The sequence below is a fragment of the Simplicispira psychrophila DSM 11588 genome (assembly GCF_000688255.1).
GTDB lineage: Bacteria > Pseudomonadota > Gammaproteobacteria > Burkholderiales > Burkholderiaceae_C > Simplicispira > Simplicispira psychrophila.
On sequence record NZ_JHYS01000004.1, the window covers coordinates 33,184 to 48,684 of the forward strand.

Consider the following 15,501-nt stretch of genomic DNA (forward strand, 5'->3'; position numbering starts at 1 on the left):
GGCGTAAGCGCTGGAGGCTGAAATGGCTTGAAGTAACCGGGTGGGGTGCCTCAGTTGGCAAAGGCCGCAATGCCGGTTTGCGCGCGGCCCAGGATCAGGGCGTGCACGTCGTGTGTGCCTTCATAGGTGTTGACCACCTCGAGGTTGACCAAGTGGCGTGCCACGCCGAAGGCATCGCTGATGCCGTTACCGCCCATCATGTCGCGCGCCAAGCGGGCGATGTCGAGCGCCTTGCCGCAGCTGTTGCGCTTGATGAGGGAAGTGGCTTCGACGGAAGCCGTGCCTTCGTCCTTCATGCGGCCCAGGCGCAGACACCCTTGCAGGCCCAGCGCAATCTCGGTCTGCATGTCGGCCAGTTTTTTCTGGATCAGCTGGTTGGCCGCCAGTGGGCGGCCAAACTGCTGGCGGTCCAGGGTGTACTGGCGCGCGGTGTGCCAGCAAAATTCGGCTGCACCGAGTGCGCCCCAGGCGATGCCATAGCGCGCGCTGTTGAGGCAGGTGAACGGGCCTTTGAGGCCTTGCACGTCGGGAAAGGCGTTGTCTTCGGGTACGAACACCTGGTCCATGACGATTTCACCGGTGATGCTGGCGCGCAGGCCGATCTTGCCGTGGATGGTCGGGGCTGACAGGCCTTGCATCCCCTTGTCCAGGATGAAGCCGCGGATGGGGCCCACGCTGCCGGCCTCGCTGACTTCCTTGGCCCAGACAACGAACACGTCGGCCACCGGGCTGTTGGTGATCCACATTTTGGCGCCCGACAGTTCGTAGCCGCCCGCCACCTTTTTGGCGCGGCTGGCCATGCTGCCAGGGTCGGAGCCATGGTCGGGCTCGGTCAGGCCAAAGCAGCCGATCCATTCGCCCGTCGCCAACTTGGGCAGGTATTTCTGTTTTTGTGCTTCGGTGCCGAATTCAAAAATCGGCACCATCACCAGCGAGCTTTGCACGCTGGCCATGGAGCGGTAGCCAGAATCGACGCGCTCGATTTCACGCGCAATCAGGCCGTAGGCGACGTAGTTCAGGCCCGGCCCGCCGTACTGCTCGGGGATGGTTGGGCCGAGCAGGCCCATGTCGCCCATCTCGCGAAAGATGCTGGTGTCCATCTTTTCGTGGCGAAAGGCGTCGAGTACGCGTGGCGCCAGCTTGTCCTGACAGTACGCGGCAGCGGCATCGCGCACCATGCGCTCGTCGTCGCTCAGCTGCTGGTCGAGCAAAAAGGGGTCTTCCCATTGGAAAAGTGCGTGCGCCATGGTGTCTCCTGGAAGGTGCAATACGGTGTGCGAAAAATGCAGCATCGTAGCCCGCCCGCGCAGGCGCAGCCCTAGCCGCCCCTGTGGGAACCATTCGGAGCGCTTGCGCTGCGGCGCGCCAGGGGATACGCTGGCCTTGCAGATCTTATTTTTAGGGAGACCCTTGCCATGACGAACCAATACCACGCACCGCATTTCGACGCCACAGTGGATGAGCTGGAAACACTGAAGCAACTGGAAATCAGCCACTCCATCTCCTTGCCGGCCGCGCTGCACCAGCACTTGTCGGACCGCTTGCTGGAGCGCGGCTTTATTGCCAAGCAGGGGGAAAATGCGTTCGTCATCACCGACACCGGCCGCGCACTGATTCGCCGGCAGAACAACTGAGTTGTGCCAGTTTTCAGGGTCGGTTGCGAAGGCGCCATTCAGGCGTCTGCTTCCTGTGCCTACAGGCCCGGTCGTGCCCAGTGCCCGACCGGGCCTTTTAATTACAGCCGCTCTTTGACGTAAGAGGCGCGATCCATATCCACAATTTCGACGCTCAGCTGCACCAATACCTCAGCGGGCTTGGGTGTGAGGCGGCGCAGTACCTCGGCGATGCGCTCCGACAGGTCTTTTTTGGCTTCAGGTGTGCGCCCCGACAGCAGGCGCAACTGGGCGTGCACAAAGGCGCGCTGGGCTGGCAGGGTGCCGATGGCAAAGCTGTCCACCAGTACAAAGCGGCTTTTCAGCTCGATCTCGGAAGGGATTTCAGGATGGGTGGTGATGGCCTCGTTCAGCTCGATCAGGGCCTGGGCCTCGGGGAAGGCTGGCAGGTTTTGCGAATATTCAACGATCAGATGGGGCATGGCGGGGCCGCTTTCAAAGTGGTCAACTTTTTAAAGTTGCTGGGTGGGAACGTGGTGGCGCAGTTGCGTCTGGCGGTTGTTGTCATCGACAAACACCAGTTGCGGCTGGTGCGTGGTCACCTGGTCTTCGGGCACTTGGGCAAAGGCGGCAATGATGAGCAGGTCGCCGGTGGAGGCGCGGCGCGCGGCCGAGCCGTTGACGGAAATCATGCCGCTGCCGCGCTGGCCCTTGATGGCGTAGGTGACAAAGCGCTCGCCGTTATTGATGTTCCAGATGTGGATTTGTTCGTTTTCCACCATGCCGGCGGCATCCAGCAGGTCTTCGTCGATGGCGCAGGAGCCTTCGTAGTGCAACTCGCAGTGGGTGGCGGCGACACGGTGGATTTTGGATTTCAGCAGGGTGCGATACATCATGGCAGTCTCAAAGGGTCAATAGTTATTCAATGGTTCAAAGTGAAAGCGGCGGCACCAGAATCGTTGGCGCCGCCGGTGCGGCCCGGCTGGGATAGTCGCGGCTGTAGTGCAGGCCGCGGCTTTCGCGGCGCAGTTGCGCCGAGCGCACGATCAGGTCGGCCACCTGTACCAAATTGCGCAACTCCAGCAAATCGCGTGTGACGTGGAAATGGGCGTAGAACTCGTTGATTTCTTCCTGTAGCAGCGTGATGCGGTGGGCGGCGCGCTCCAGGCGTTTGTTGGTGCGCACGATGCCGACGTAATCCCACATGAAACGGCGCAGCTCATCCCAATTGTGCGAGATGACGACGGCTTCGTCTGCGTCCTGCACGCGGCTGTCGTCCCAGCGCGGCAGCGCCGGAATCTGCACGCGCGGTGCGGCGGCAATCGACTGTGCGGCAGCGCGGGCAAACACCATGCATTCGAGCAGCGAGTTGCTGGCCAGCCGGTTGGCGCCGTGCAGGCCGGTGCAGGCCACTTCGCCCACCGCGTACAGGCCGGGCAGATCGGTGCGTCCAGCCAGGTCGGTCAGTACGCCGCCGCAGGTGAAATGCGCTGTCGGCACGACGGGGATCGGCTCTTTGGTGATGTCGATGCCCAGCTCCAGGCAGTGCGCCAGGATGTTGGGAAAGTGCTCTTGCAAAAACTCCGGGCTCTGGTGCGAGATATCGAGATGTACGCAGTCCAGGCCGTGTTTTTTCATCTCGTAGTCGATGGCGCGCGCCACCACGTCACGTGGCGCCAGTTCAGCGCGTGGATCGTGCTCGGGCATAAAACGGGTACCGTCGGGCAGCAGCAGCCGCCCGCCCTCGCCGCGCACCGCTTCGCTGATCAGGAAGGACTTGGCGTGCGGGTGGTACAGGCCGGTGGGGTGGAACTGGATGAATTCCATGTTCGCCACCCGGCAGCCGGCGCGCCAGGCAGCGGCAATGCCGTCGCCGGTGGCGGTGTCGGGGTTGGTGGTGTAGAGGTAGACCTTGCCGGCGCCCCCTGTTGCCAAAATGGTTTGCGGTGCGCGGAAGGTGACGACCTCGTCGGTGGCTTCGTCCAGCGCATACAAGCCCAGGCAGCGTTGACCCGACAGACCCAGTTTGGCGCTGGTGATGACGTCCACCAGCGTGTGCTGCTCAAACACCGTGATGCCCGGCGTGGCGCGCACCACCTCGATCAGCGTGCGCTGCACTGCTGCGCCGGTGGCGTCGGTGACATGGGCGATACGCCGCGCACTGTGTCCGCCTTCGCGCGTCAGATGCAGTTGCTCGCCTTCGAGCGTGAATGGCACGCCCAGGCCGCGCAGCCAGCCGATGGCGGTGGGGGCGTTTTCGACGACAAAGCGCGTGGTGGCCAAGTCGCACAGGCCGGCGCCCGCCACCAGCGTGTCTTCAATGTGTGCAGCAAAGCTGTCGTCATCGGCCAGCACGGCGGCAATGCCGCCTTGCGCCCAGCCGCTGGAGCCGTCCTGCAGCGTGCGTTTGGTGATGACGGCCACGCGGTGCGTGGGCGCCAGGTGCAGGGCAGCAGACAGGCCAGCCAGGCCGCTGCCCACAATCAGAACGTCGAAATCGTGCGATGCCATGGAGTGCGTGGGGTAAAAAAGGTCGAACCGCGGCAGCCGGCCGTGGCGGTGGCCCGCAGCCGTGCGGGCACAAGGGGTGCAGGAGCGTCAGACCGGCGTATAGGCCAACCTGACGTAAATGGGGGCAAAGGCCTCGGCCTGGGTGATTTCTATCAGCGTTTCTTTGGCCAACTCCAGCAGGGCAATGAAGGTCACCACCAGCACCGTCGAGCCTTGGGACGGATCGAACAAGCTCTCAAACGGTGCAAAGCGGCGCCCGTGCAGCGCCTTGAGCAACTGGCCCATGTATTCGCGCACGCTCAACTCTTCGCGCGTGATGCGGTGGTGTTGCACCAGCGTGGCGCGCTTGAAAATATCGCGCCAGGCCTGCTGCAATTCACTCACCTGCACCTCGGGGTAGCGCGGCTCCAGGCCTTGCTCGATGACGCCCTGCGCCGAGAAAAAATCGCGCCCGTGCTGCGGCAGTTGCCCCAGCTGGAGGGCGGCAAACTTCATTTGCTCGTATTCCAGCAGGCGGCGCACCAACTCGGCGCGCGGGTCGGCGGCTTCTTCTCCCTCGGCCAGTTTTTTGGGCGGCAGCAACATGCGCGATTTGATCTCGATGAGCATCGCCGCCATCAGCAAATACTCGGCCGCCAACTCCAGATTGCTGCTGCGCACCTCGTCGATGTACACCAGATACTGGCGCGTCAACCCGGCCATCGGGATGTCGAGGATGTTGAAGTTCTGCTTGCGGATCAGATAGAGCAGCAAATCCAGCGGCCCCTCGAAGGCCTCCAGAAACACTTCCAGCGCGTCCGGCGGGATGTAGAGATCGGTGGGCAACGCAAACAGCGGCTCGCCATACAGGCGCGCCAAGGCCACCCGGTCGCGCGCTGCGGGCAGGGCGCCAGACACCGCCTGGCCTGGGTCGCTGGGTGCCATAGGGGAAGGCGTAGCGATCACGCTGCCCATTGAAAAAATCAAAAATGATAGCGAATAGCGCTTGATGGATGTGCGCTAGAGCCCATTTTTATTACGAATCCTGGGAGGGATTGGTCAGGTAGACGTAGGGCTTTTGTGCCACTTCGGCGGCATCAAAGTCTTGCCACAGGGTGCGGTCTACCGCTTTGTCCCACAGCAGAGCGCGGCCGGCGCGCTGTTGCGCTTCCAACTCGGGATGCTCTTTCTTGAGCTGGTTGATGAACTGTGTCGCGTCGGACATGTAGTGGGGGCGGGCAAAAATGGACATGGACTGGGTTAACCTCTCTGGCTTGATTTTACCGGGGAGCGCCATGTCAATGAACAAACACCTTGCGCGTCTGGCGGCCATCGCCCTGGCCGCGCTCGCTGCTGTGGCGTGCGACCCACAGCGCATCAACGAACTGGAAGAGGGTTTGTCCACCGAAGTCGACGTGCGCGACCGTTTTGGCGTGCCCGACAACGTCTGGGACGAAGGTGGCGGCGCGCGCACGTTGGAATACAACCGCCAGCCCGCTGGGCAGCGCAACTACATGATCACCATCGGCGCCGACGGCAAGATGAGCGCCCTGCGCCAGGTGCTCACGCCCGAAAACTTTGCCCGCATCACCCCCGGTATGGACATGCAGGAAGTACGCCGGCGCCTGGGCAAACCAGCCAAGGTGACGCCCTATCAGCTCAGCGGCGAGACGCACCACGACTGGCGCTTTCTGGAGCCGCCGACCACGGCGATGGTGTTCAGCGTCATTAGCACCGACGGCCGCACCGTGGCGCGCACCCTGACCATCCCCGACATGGACGCGCCGGAGAACAAGGGCGGGCGGTAAGGCTGGGCGTTGTTTCCATTTTTCAAACCATCCGTCTCACTGCCCTCTGGGCGCCGCTATGCAATTCAGCGCTGAATCTGTTCTCGCCCTGGCCCCCGATGCCGCCTCGGCCAAAGCCGCCCAGGGGCTGACCAAACCCGGGCAATGGCCGATTTTGGGTGCCAGCGATGCTGCGGTGTGGGGCGAATGCCAGGGCAGCAGCCGCTACCAGACGCAGGTGGACTTGTCGGGTCCGTCGTTTCGCTGCTCGTGTCCCAGCCGCAAGTTTCCGTGCAAGCATGGCTTGGCGCTGTTGCTGCTGTGGGCCAAAGACCGGTCGTCGTTCCAGCCCAGTCCGTCGCCCGCGTGGGTGAGTGAATGGCTGGCCGCGCGCACCGAGCGCACGCAGAAAAAAGAAGAGAAGCAACAACAAAAAGCCGCTGATAAAGCCGCCGACTCCAACGCCGATGCGGCTGCGCAAAAAACCGCCGCCAAGCGCTGGAGCCGCATCGACCAAGGCGTGGCCGAGTTGCAGCAGTGGCTGAGCGACCAAATCGACCAAGGGCTGGGCCACCTGACCCAGGACAGCCGCGCGGCGTGGGAAACCATGGCGGCGCGCTTGGTCGATGCGCAGGCACCGGGTTTGGCGCAGCGCCTGCGCTACGCGGCAGAGGCTTTGTTGGACGGCGTCGATTGGCCTAAAAACGTGCTGCGCCGCCTCGGTCTGCTGCAACTGGCCTGCGATGCCGTGGCCCGGCGCGCCGCGTTGGATGAAGGTGCCAGCGCTGATATGCGCGCCTTGCTCAGCTGGCCCATCGACAAAGACAGCATCTTGGCGCAAGCGTCCCCTGTCAGCGACGAATGGCTGGTGCTGGGCGTCATCCAAGAAGAACGCGACAACCGGCTGATGGAACGCCGGGTGTGGTTACACGGTTTGCAGACGGGCCAGCGCGCTTTTTTGCTAGACCATACCTTTGCCGGTCGGGTGTTTGAGTCCTCGTGGGTCGCCTTGAGCACCGTTCAGGCCACCTTGGCCTTTTATCCCAGCGCAGCCCCGCTGCGGGCGCTGGTGGTGAGCAGTCAAACCCTCACCTTACCGAGTCAGCAGCCAGCACCGCCGCCCAGCATTCCGCCGCTGGAAGAATGGCAACGGGTAGCGCAGCGCGTTGCCGCCAACCCGTGGAGCCACTTGCACCCGCTGCGCTGCAGCGATGCCACGTTGCACTACGACGGCGAGCAAGGCCAGTTCCGCTTTCACTTGCAATGGGGCGATATGGCCCTGCCGCTGCAATTGCACCTGAGCGACGGTTGGGCGTTGCTGGCACTGAGTGGTGGTCAGCCACTCACTGTGCACGGCGAGTGGGACGGCAGCAGCCTGCGCCCCCTCACTGCCGTCGGCCCCGAAGGTTTTTGGACATGGACACCGCGCGCATGAGCACTCTGCAAACCACCAGCCCTTGGAAAAGCCTGCTGCCGCCCGCCATGGTCGGCACCGACAAAAAACCACTGACTCTGCCGGCGTTGCAAGACGCGGTAGGTGCTCTGCTGACACAAGTGCAGGCCCAAGCCAGCAGCCCGGCGCAAGCCCTGTTGCAAGCTGCCGGCGTACTGACGGTGTGCGAGCGCGCCGGCCAGCGCCCGATGGCTGCAGCCAGCATCCCCCCCAACCCGCATGGCTTGGCGGCAGCGGACACCACCCAAGTCGCCCTGCACGACAGCGCCCTGATAGATACCGTGCGCTGGTTGTTGACCGAGGCGCCGCAGCGCTTGCAAATCGACTGGCTGCAGCACTTGGCCGCTGCCGGTTGGCGTCTGCCGCCGAATCTGCTGCCGCTGGCGCTGGATACCGCACAGCGCGCCAGCGTACTGCGCCCCGCCGTGCTGGCGGTGCTGGGCGAGCGTGGCCGCTGGCTGGCGCGCCACCACCGCACGTGGCGCTATGCCGCTGAAAACGTCAGCAATGCCGACAGCACTCCGCTAGAAACCCGCTGGCAAGAAGGCACGCTGTCGCAGCGCCTGCAACTGCTGCAGGGCGAACGCCAGCACCAGCCCAGCGCCGCCCGAGATCGCCTGCAAGCCAGCTTGACCGACCTGCCCGCCAAAGAGCGCGCCGAACTGCTGGCCGTGCTGCAAACCGGCCTGTCTGCCGAGGATGAAACCCTGCTGACCCGCTTGGCCAGCCAAGACCGCAGCCGCGACGTACGCCACATTGCCCGTACTTTGCTGGTGCAATTGCCCGATAGCGCCATCAGCCAGCGCGCCGGCACCCGCTTGGTGCCGCACTTGGTTTTGGATGCGCGCCAGCGCTGGGTTATCACCCCGCCCGAAGCCGCCGACCCGAGTTGGAAAGACGAAGGTATCGAGGCCGAACGCCCCACCCACGACAAGCTGGGCGAACGCGCTTGGTGGCTGTACCAGCTGGCCCGGCAAGTGCCGCTGTCGTGGTGGCAGCAGCACACCGGCATGGCGCCTGATGCGCTATTGCAATGGGTGCATAAAAACGATTGGGCTGACGCAGTGGTGCGGGCGTGGTGGGAAGTGCTGCGCGCCGCGCCGATAAGCGCTACCACGATGGCTTGGTGCAAAGCCTTTTTAGACCACTGGCCTAACAAAGCCATGCAAGACACGCCCGCCGCCGTGCTGGCGCTGCTGCCCGCCGCCGAGCGCGAGCCCTATTGGCACAGCACTCTGCAAGCCATGACCAAGCCACAGCAAGGCGCGCTGGAAGAAATACTGCAACAAGTGATTGCTGCGCACCCGCCGGGCCAGTATGTGTCGCAGGCGTTATCGGCGCTGCTGGTCAACAAACTAGCGCTTTACAAGTCACGTTACTACTACGGTTTACCGCTGGGTGAGCTGTGCTGCGTACTGCACCACAGCGAACTGCCAGCACTGCAAATTTTGGCCAGTACCCACCACAGCACCCAGCCTGAAGACTCGGTGGCAGCCGCTTTGTCACAAGCCCTGCGCCCCCATCTGCCGACGCTGAAAGCCTTGGACGCCATGCGCCAGCTACCGCGCGCTTAAGCGCTTCTCCTTTTTTTATCCCTCTGTATTTGTTGCTGCCGAAAGATTTTCATGAGCACCACCGAAGCCCTGCGCCAACACGCCGAACACCAATTTGCCCACGAGCTTGAAGAGCTGCAAAAGGCCGACACCCACGCCCGCCCCGCCAATTGGCGGCTGTCGCCGTGGGCAGTGGTGTCTTATCTGATGGGCGACAAACTGGACAACGGCTTTGAGGTCAGCGCCAAATACATCGGCAGCCGCCGCCTGATGGAGATTGCCGTCGCCACGCTGGCGACAGACAGGGCGCTGCTGCTGTACGGCGTGCCGGGTACGGCCAAGTCGTGGGTATCTGAGCACTTGGCCGCTGCCGTCAGTGGCAATTCGACGCTGCTGATTCAGGGCACCGCCGGCACCAGCGAAGAACAACTGCGCTACGGCTGGAACTACGCCCAACTGCTGGCGCACGGCCCGTCAGAAAAAGCCTTGGTGCCCAGCCCGCTGATGAACGCCATGAAAAACGGCAAGATTGCCCGCGTCGAAGAGCTGACACGCATCCCCGCCGACGTGCAGGACTCGCTCATCACCGTACTGTCAGAAAAAACCCTGCCGATTCCTGAACTGGGTTCTGAAGTGCAGGCCACGCGCGGCTTTAGCGTGATTGCCACCGCCAACAACCGCGACAAGGGCGTGAACGAGCTGTCAGCGGCTTTGAAGCGGCGCTTTAACACCGTCGTGCTGCCGCTGCCATCGACCGAGGAAGAAGAAGTCTCCATCGTCGTCAAGCGCGTCGGCGAGATGGGCCAAGCCCTGCAACTGCCCGCCGAGCCACCGGCGCTGAAAGAGGTGCGCCGCATCGTGCAAATCTTTCGCGAGCTGCGCAGTGGCCGCACGGCAGATGGCAAAACGCAGCTCAAGTCGCCCAGCTCCTCGCTGTCCACGGCCGAGGTGATTTCGGTGATTAACAACGGCATGGCGCTGGCCGGGCATTTTGGCGATGGCGTGCTGCACCCACACGACGTGGCGGCGGGGCTGATTGGCGCGGTGATCAAAGACCCAGTGCAAGACGCGGTGGTCTGGAAAGAATATTTGGACATCGTCGTCAAAGAGCGCGAAGACTGGAAAAGCCTGTACCGCGCCTGTAAGGAACTCGAATAACAGGCGGTTGCTGTGAGCAAAGTCCCCGAAGCTCCCCAAGCGTCCAAGGTTCACTATTTCGGCATTCGCCACCACGGGCCGGGCTGTGCGCGCAGCTTGGTGCGGGCTTTGGCTGCTTTGCAGCCTGACTGCGTGCTGGTCGAAGGCCCGCCCGAAGGCGAAGCCGTGCTGACCGCCCTGCTGCATGAGCAAATGCAGCCGCCGGTCGCCCTGCTGAGTTACTGCCCCGACGACCCACGCCGCGCCGTCTACCACCCGTTTGCGGTGTTCTCGCCTGAATGGCAGGCGCTGCGTTGGGCCCTGCAACGGCAGGTGCCAGCATCGTTTATCGACTTGCCTTTGGTACACCAGCTGGCGCTGTCCAAAGCCCGCGAAGAGGAAGAAGCGGCCGCAGAAGCACCCGCCGAAGCAGTGCAGGAAGCGGAGCCCGCCGAACCCATCGAACCCAGCTACCGCACTGACCCGCTGCACTGGCTGGCGCAAGCCGCTGGCCATGCCGATGGCGAAAGCTGGTGGAACCACACCGTCGAAGAGCGTGGTGATGGCGAAGAGCTGTTTGCCGCCATTGCCGAGGCCATGACCGCCCTGCGCAGCGACTTGGGCGCGCAAGCCGACGAACTTTGCCCCCATCGCGCCCGCCGCGAGCTGCTGCGCGAAGCCCACATGCGCCAGCGCATCCGCGATGCGGTGAAAAAAGGCCACGAGCGCATTGCCGTGGTCTGCGGTGCGTGGCACTTGGGCGGTTTGCAAGCCGCGACCAAAGCCAGCGCGGATGTGGCGCTGCTGAAAGGCTTGCCCAAACTCAAAGTGCAATCGACGTGGGTGCCGTGGACCTATCGCCACCTGACGCGCACCAGCGGCTACGGCGCGGGCATTGCCGCGCCGGGCTGGTACGAACACCTGTGGCTCAGTGGCGCAGCGTTTGATGCATCCCCCGCCACCGCGCCGCCGCGCACCGTGGGCTGGCTAGCGCGGGTAGCGCGGCTGATGCGCGAGCGCGATTTGGACTGCTCCAGCGCCCACCTGATTGAAGCCACCCGCTTGGCCGACACGCTGGCCGCCCTGCGCCAGCGCCCGCAGGCTGGGTTGGAAGAGCTGCACGAAGCCACGCGCACCGTGCTGACGATGGGCGACGATGCCGCGCTGGACTTCATTGCCGATGCCCTGCTGATTGGCCAGCGCATGGGCCAAGTGCCGCCCGACGTGCCCACCGTGCCGCTGCAAAAAGACGTAGAGCAACAGCAAAAATCGCTGCGCCTCAAACCCGAAGCATTGGAGCGCACGCTGGACTTGGACTTGCGCCAGCCCAATGACTTGGCGCGCAGCCATCTGCTGCACCGCCTGCAATTGATTGGTGTGCCGTGGGGCCGGGTCAGCCGCACCGGGCGCACCGGCAGCGGCACCTTCCATGAAATATGGCAACTGCAATGGCAGCCCGAATTTGTCGTCAGCCTGATTGAAGCCAGCCAGTGGGGGCAGACGCTGGAAGTCGCCGCCACTGCGTCCAGCTTGGAGCAAGCGCACAAAGCCGACAACCTGCGCCAGCTGTCCGAGCTGGTTAACCAAGTGCTGTTGGCCGACTTGGCTCCCGCTGTGCAGGCCATCACGCACCTCTTGGAAAACCGCGCCGCCGTCAGTGGCGACACGCTGCAACTGCTGCAAGCGCTGCCGGCGCTGGCCAATGTGTTTCGCTACGGTAACGTGCGCCAAACCGATACCGCGATGGTGGCGCACATGCTCGACAGCCTCATCGTGCGCGCGGCCATCGGCCTGCCGCTGGCGTGCAGCGGCATCGACGATGACAGCGCCGACAGCCTGCGCACCACGCTGCTGGCCGCGCACAGCGCCGTGTCGCTGCGCGATGCGCCCGAGCAAACCGAAGCGTGGCAGCGCGCCCTGCGCCTGATGACCGACAGCAGCAGCGTCCACCCGCTGCTGCAAGGCTTGGCCGCGCGCCTGCTGCTGGACGACAGCATTTGGCCGGCCAGCAACGCGGCGCAAGCGCTGTCGCTGCACCTGTCTAGCGGCACCGAGCCGCTGCAAGCAGCGGCGTGGCTAGAAGGCTTTTTGAACCGCAATGCGATGGTGCTGCTGCACGACAACCAGCTGTGGCAACTGGTCAATGACTGGCTCAGCAGCCTAACGGATACCCACTTCACGCACATCTTGGCGCTGGTGCGGCGCACGTTTTCGGCCTTCAGCGCCAGTGAGAGGAGCGACTTGGCGCAGCGCGCGCGCCAAGGCGGCAGCACCCCAACCCACGCGGCCACAGCAGCCAACGCGACGCCGTGGGATGCCGAACTGGCCGCATTGCCGGTGCCGCTGCTGCAAACCATTTTGGGAATAGCTTTATGAACACCCCCATGGTCAGCGAAGAAGAACGCCTGCGCCGTTGGCGCTTGGTGCTGGGCGGCGAGGCCGATAGCGCCTGCGGCAAGCTCTCGGGCACGGCGGCGGAGATGGACCAAGCCCTGTCCGCGCTGTACGACGCGGACGGCAAAAACGGCCTTGGCCAAAGCAATCGCCAAGGCGGGCGCGGCGGGTCATCGCCCAGCGTGGCGCGCTGGCTGGGTGACATCCGCAAATATTTTCCGGCCTCGGTGGTGCAAGTGATGCAGCGCGACGCGCTGGAGCGCCTCGACCTGCGCAGCCTGCTGCTGGAGCCTGAAATGCTAGCAAGCGCACACGCTGACGTGCATTTGGTGGCTAACCTGATTGCACTGTCGGGCGTGATTCCGGCCAGCACCAAAGACACCGCCCGGATGGTGGTGCGCAAAGTGGTCGATGCGCTGCTGAAAAAGTTGGAAGAACCGATGCGCTCGGCTGTTACCGGCGCGCTGGATCGCAGCCAGCGCAACCGCCGCCCGCGCCATAGCGAAATCGACTGGAACCGCACCATCCGCGCCAACCTGCGCCACTGGCAGGAGGAATACCGCACCATCGTGCCGCAGCAGCTGATCGGCTATGGCCGCAAAGCGCGCAGCCCGCAGCGCGAAGTGGTGCTGTGCATTGACCAAAGCGGCTCGATGGCGGCCTCGGTGGTGTATTCGAGCATCTTCGGCGCAGTGATGGCGTCCTTGCCTTCGGTGGCGACCAAGCTGGTGGTGTTTGACACCGCCATCGTCGATCTGACCGACCAGTTGGACGACCCGGTCGAGCTGCTGTTTGGCGTGCAACTGGGCGGCGGCACCGACATCAACGGCGCCGTCGGCTACTGCCAATCCATCATCCGCGAGCCGCGCAACACCATTTTGGTGCTGATCTCTGACCTGTACGAAGGCGGCGTCGAGGCCAATTTGCTGCGCCGCGCCGCCGCGCTGGTCGAGTCCGGCGTGCAATTCATCACCCTGCTGGCGCTGAGCGACGAAGGCGCGCCGTCTTATGACCGGGCGCTGGGTGCCAAGCTGGCTGCGCTAGGCGTGCCGTCGTTTGCCTGCACGCCCGATGCCTTTCCAGGCCTGATGGCGGCGGCGATTCGCAAGGAAGACATCAATGCCTGGGCGGCAGGGCAGGGGTTGGTGACGACGGCCAAAAGCGGGCGTTGAAATTTATCAAAAATAATAGCTGCTAGCGCTTGCTGCATAAGGGCTAGAGGCTGATTTGGTTTAAAACTTGTAACTACTCAACTCTCAGAGGTAGCTGAGTAGTTGCCATATATGTATCAAATAGGCCTCCAGCCCTTTAGATACGTGCGCTAACAGCTATCTTTTTTGATAGCTGATTGTGGGATGAAGTGTCGGGTTACGCTGCGCTAACCCGACCTACGGGGGCGTCTGTGCTGTCATCTGCGCCGCATTTTGTGCATCCAAATGCGCGCTGAAGCCGGCGCGATCCATCAACGAGCGCGGCTGCTCTTGGGCGTGCAGGATGTGCAGCAAGCCGCCGCGCTGGCCGACGGCTTTGAGGATTTGCTCCAAGCCTTCTAGCCCGGTGGTGTCCAAGGCAAACAGGTCGCGCATATCAAGCGACAGCTCCAGCCCGGCCGGGCCGGTTTCGACGGCTTGGACGATGGGGTCAATTTTGGCGGCCGCGCCAAAGAACAGCGCGCCGCGCAAGCACCAGACGCGGCGCGGGCGGGCACTGGCTTCGATGTGGGCGTCTATCAGCTCCTCGGTCAGCACCGGCTCGGCACGAAACAGCTCGCTCATGCGGCGCACAAACAGCACGCACGACAGCCCTAAACCGACCTCGACGGCGACAGTCAGGTCAAACACCACCGTCAGTAAAAACGTGCCCAGCATCAGCAAGCGGTAGTGGTTGCTGAAATGGCGCAGCCGGCCAAACTCGCGCCATTCACCCATATTCCAGGCGACAAACAACAGGATGCCCGCCAGCACGGCCAGCGGGATGTGCAGCGCCAGCGGGGCCGCCACCAGCACGATCAGCGCCAGCGTGGCGGCGTGCACGATGCCCGCCAAGGGCGAGGTGGCTCCAGCGCGTAGGTTGGTGACGGTGCGGGCAATGGTGCCGGTGGCCGGCATTCCGCCAAAAAACGGCACGACGAAATTGGCCACGCCTTGGGCCATCAGCTCTTGGTTGGGGTCGTGCTTGCGATAGGTGGGGTCGGTGGCCAATTGGTCGGCAACGCGCGCGCACAGCAGTGATTCAATGGCACCGAGCAGTGCAATGGTGATGGTCGGCGTCACCAGCAGGCGCGCCGTGTCCCACGAAAACTCGGGCAGCGCAAACGACGGCGGTTGCTGCGGGATACCGCCAAATTTGCTGCCGATGGTCTCGATCGGCATCTCCAGCCAACGCGCCAGCGCGGTCAGCGTCACCAGCGCCACCACCGGTGCCGGAATGCGCGCAAAGCGGCGCACAGTCAGTCCCTCAGGCAAGCGCAGTACCGGCGAACCGTGCATAAACAAGCGCGGCCAGATAAACACGCCCAGCAAACAGGCCAGCCCCAGCCCCAGCGCGTAGAAATTAACGCTGTCGATGTGCAGCGCCAGCGTGTGCACTTGCGAGAAGAAGTTGCCCGGCATCTTGTCAATCGCCAGCCCCAGCCAATCCTTCAGTTGCGACAGCGCAATCAGCACCGCAATGCCGTTGGTAAAGCCGATGACGATGCTCACCGGCACAAAGCGTACCAAGCTGCCCAGCTTGAACAGGCCCAGCGCAAACAGCAGCACGCCGGCGCAGGCGGTAGAAATCAGCAAATTGGCGACGCCGTAGCGCTCGACGATGCCGTAGACGATGACGATGAATGCGCCTGCCGGCCCGCCAATCTGCACGTTGCTGCCACCCAGCAGGGCGATCAAAAAACCGCCAATGATGGCGGTCCACAGTCCGGCTTCGGGTTTCAGGCCACTGGCAATGGCAAAGGCCATCGCCAGTGGCAAGGCGACGATGCCGACGGTGACGCCGGCCCCCAGGTCAGCCAGCCAACGGCTGCGGCTGTAGCTGCGCAGGACATCCAAGCTGCGCGGGCGAAATTGGATGGCCAT

Annotated in this window: 14 protein-coding genes; 7 read left to right on the forward strand and 7 right to left on the reverse strand. The window is 63.6% G+C overall.

Features of this window, described 5'->3' with window-relative positions:
- Positions 1-50 precede the first annotated feature (50 nt).
- On the reverse strand, positions 51-1,247 hold the full coding sequence (locus Q390_RS0105500; RefSeq protein WP_027995163.1) for an acyl-CoA dehydrogenase: 1,197 nt from the start codon (positions 1,245-1,247) through the stop codon (positions 51-53).
- Positions 1,248-1,415: 168 nt separating this feature from the next.
- Between Q390_RS0105500 and Q390_RS0105505 the strand changes: the two genes are divergently transcribed.
- Positions 1,416-1,634: a hypothetical protein gene (locus Q390_RS0105505; protein ID WP_027995164.1), complete on the forward strand. Its 219-nt coding sequence runs from the start codon at positions 1,416-1,418 to the stop codon at positions 1,632-1,634.
- A gap of 101 nt (positions 1,635-1,735) precedes the next feature.
- Here Q390_RS0105505 and Q390_RS0105510 read toward each other — a convergent pair whose 3' ends face one another.
- The 5 genes from Q390_RS0105510 to Q390_RS0105530 all read right to left on the reverse strand — a co-directional run bounded on the left by Q390_RS0105510 (position 1,736) and on the right by Q390_RS0105530 (position 5,355).
- Positions 1,736-2,095, reverse strand: a complete 360-nt coding sequence (locus Q390_RS0105510) for a 5-carboxymethyl-2-hydroxymuconate Delta-isomerase (RefSeq protein WP_027995165.1) — start codon at positions 2,093-2,095, stop codon at positions 1,736-1,738.
- Between the two features lie 30 nt (positions 2,096-2,125).
- The gene (gene panD / locus Q390_RS0105515) at positions 2,126-2,506 is read right to left on the reverse strand and encodes an aspartate 1-decarboxylase (protein ID WP_027995166.1); all 381 of its coding nucleotides are present in this window, start codon (positions 2,504-2,506) and stop codon (positions 2,126-2,128) included.
- Positions 2,507-2,543: 37 nt separating this feature from the next.
- Entirely contained in the window at positions 2,544-4,124 is a 1,581-nt protein-coding gene (nadB, locus tag Q390_RS0105520; RefSeq protein WP_027995167.1) for an L-aspartate oxidase, read from the reverse strand.
- 87 nt (positions 4,125-4,211) lie between these two features.
- A complete protein-coding gene (locus tag Q390_RS0105525) occupies positions 4,212-5,048 on the reverse strand; it encodes a segregation and condensation protein A (RefSeq protein WP_027995168.1) in 837 nt (278 codons plus the stop codon).
- A 91-nt stretch (positions 5,049-5,139) separates the two neighbouring features.
- On the reverse strand, positions 5,140-5,355 hold the full coding sequence (locus Q390_RS0105530) for a DUF3460 family protein (protein WP_027995169.1): 216 nt from the start codon (positions 5,353-5,355) through the stop codon (positions 5,140-5,142).
- A gap of 49 nt (positions 5,356-5,404) precedes the next feature.
- Between Q390_RS0105530 and Q390_RS0105535 the strand changes: the two genes are divergently transcribed.
- Genes Q390_RS0105535 through Q390_RS0105560 form a run of 6 tightly spaced genes read left to right on the forward strand, consistent with a single transcriptional unit; the run spans position 5,405 to position 13,599 of the window.
- Positions 5,405-5,911, forward strand: a complete 507-nt coding sequence (locus Q390_RS0105535) for a hypothetical protein (RefSeq protein WP_027995170.1) — start codon at positions 5,405-5,407, stop codon at positions 5,909-5,911.
- A 58-nt stretch (positions 5,912-5,969) separates the two neighbouring features.
- Complete coding sequence (locus tag Q390_RS0105540; protein ID WP_027995171.1) at positions 5,970-7,325, forward strand: SWIM zinc finger family protein; 1,356 nt, start codon at positions 5,970-5,972, stop codon at positions 7,323-7,325.
- The gene (locus Q390_RS0105545) at positions 7,322-8,917 is read left to right on the forward strand and encodes a DUF5691 domain-containing protein (RefSeq protein ID WP_156949835.1); all 1,596 of its coding nucleotides are present in this window, start codon (positions 7,322-7,324) and stop codon (positions 8,915-8,917) included. Before Q390_RS0105540 ends, Q390_RS0105545 begins: the two co-directional genes overlap by 4 nt.
- 51 nt (positions 8,918-8,968) lie before the next feature.
- Positions 8,969-10,054 (forward strand): ATP-binding protein, encoded by a 1,086-nt coding sequence (locus Q390_RS0105550; protein WP_027995173.1) that lies wholly within the window; start codon positions 8,969-8,971, stop codon positions 10,052-10,054.
- Between the two features lie 12 nt (positions 10,055-10,066).
- Positions 10,067-12,409: a DUF5682 family protein gene (locus Q390_RS0105555; protein ID WP_051603063.1), complete on the forward strand. Its 2,343-nt coding sequence runs from the start codon at positions 10,067-10,069 to the stop codon at positions 12,407-12,409.
- Positions 12,406-13,599, forward strand: a complete 1,194-nt coding sequence (locus Q390_RS0105560; protein WP_037472281.1) for a VWA domain-containing protein — start codon at positions 12,406-12,408, stop codon at positions 13,597-13,599. Before Q390_RS0105555 ends, Q390_RS0105560 begins: the two co-directional genes overlap by 4 nt.
- 216 nt (positions 13,600-13,815) lie before the next feature.
- Here Q390_RS0105560 and Q390_RS0105565 read toward each other — a convergent pair whose 3' ends face one another.
- Positions 13,816-15,501, reverse strand: coding sequence for a SulP family inorganic anion transporter (locus Q390_RS0105565; protein ID WP_037472283.1), 1,686 nt, complete (start codon positions 15,499-15,501; stop codon positions 13,816-13,818).

What these genes read in the sequence shown, in the direction of transcription:
- Q390_RS0105500 (WP_027995163.1), bottom strand. Translation starts at nt 1,247, where the DNA reads ATGGCGCACGCACTTTTCCAATGGGAAGACCCCTTTTTGCTCGACCAG.
- Q390_RS0105560 (WP_037472281.1), top strand. Translation starts at nt 12,406, where the DNA reads ATGAACACCCCCATGGTCAGCGAAGAAGAACGCCTGCGCCGTTGGCGC.
- Q390_RS0105530 (WP_027995169.1), bottom strand. Translation starts at nt 5,355, where the DNA reads ATGTCCATTTTTGCCCGCCCCCACTACATGTCCGACGCGACACAGTTC.
- Q390_RS0105565 (WP_037472283.1), bottom strand. Translation starts at nt 15,501, where the DNA reads ATGGCCATCCAATTTCGCCCGCGCAGCTTGGATGTCCTGCGCAGCTAC.
- Q390_RS0105505 (WP_027995164.1), top strand. Translation starts at nt 1,416, where the DNA reads ATGACGAACCAATACCACGCACCGCATTTCGACGCCACAGTGGATGAG.
- nadB (WP_027995167.1), bottom strand. Translation starts at nt 4,124, where the DNA reads ATGGCATCGCACGATTTCGACGTTCTGATTGTGGGCAGCGGCCTGGCT.
- panD (WP_027995166.1), bottom strand. Translation starts at nt 2,506, where the DNA reads ATGTATCGCACCCTGCTGAAATCCAAAATCCACCGTGTCGCCGCCACC.
- Q390_RS0105540 (WP_027995171.1), top strand. Translation starts at nt 5,970, where the DNA reads ATGCAATTCAGCGCTGAATCTGTTCTCGCCCTGGCCCCCGATGCCGCC.
- Q390_RS0105535 (WP_027995170.1), top strand. Translation starts at nt 5,405, where the DNA reads ATGAACAAACACCTTGCGCGTCTGGCGGCCATCGCCCTGGCCGCGCTC.
- Q390_RS0105550 (WP_027995173.1), top strand. Translation starts at nt 8,969, where the DNA reads ATGAGCACCACCGAAGCCCTGCGCCAACACGCCGAACACCAATTTGCC.
- Q390_RS0105525 (WP_027995168.1), bottom strand. Translation starts at nt 5,048, where the DNA reads ATGGCACCCAGCGACCCAGGCCAGGCGGTGTCTGGCGCCCTGCCCGCA.
- Q390_RS0105545 (WP_156949835.1), top strand. Translation starts at nt 7,322, where the DNA reads ATGAGCACTCTGCAAACCACCAGCCCTTGGAAAAGCCTGCTGCCGCCC.
- Q390_RS0105510 (WP_027995165.1), bottom strand. Translation starts at nt 2,095, where the DNA reads ATGCCCCATCTGATCGTTGAATATTCGCAAAACCTGCCAGCCTTCCCC.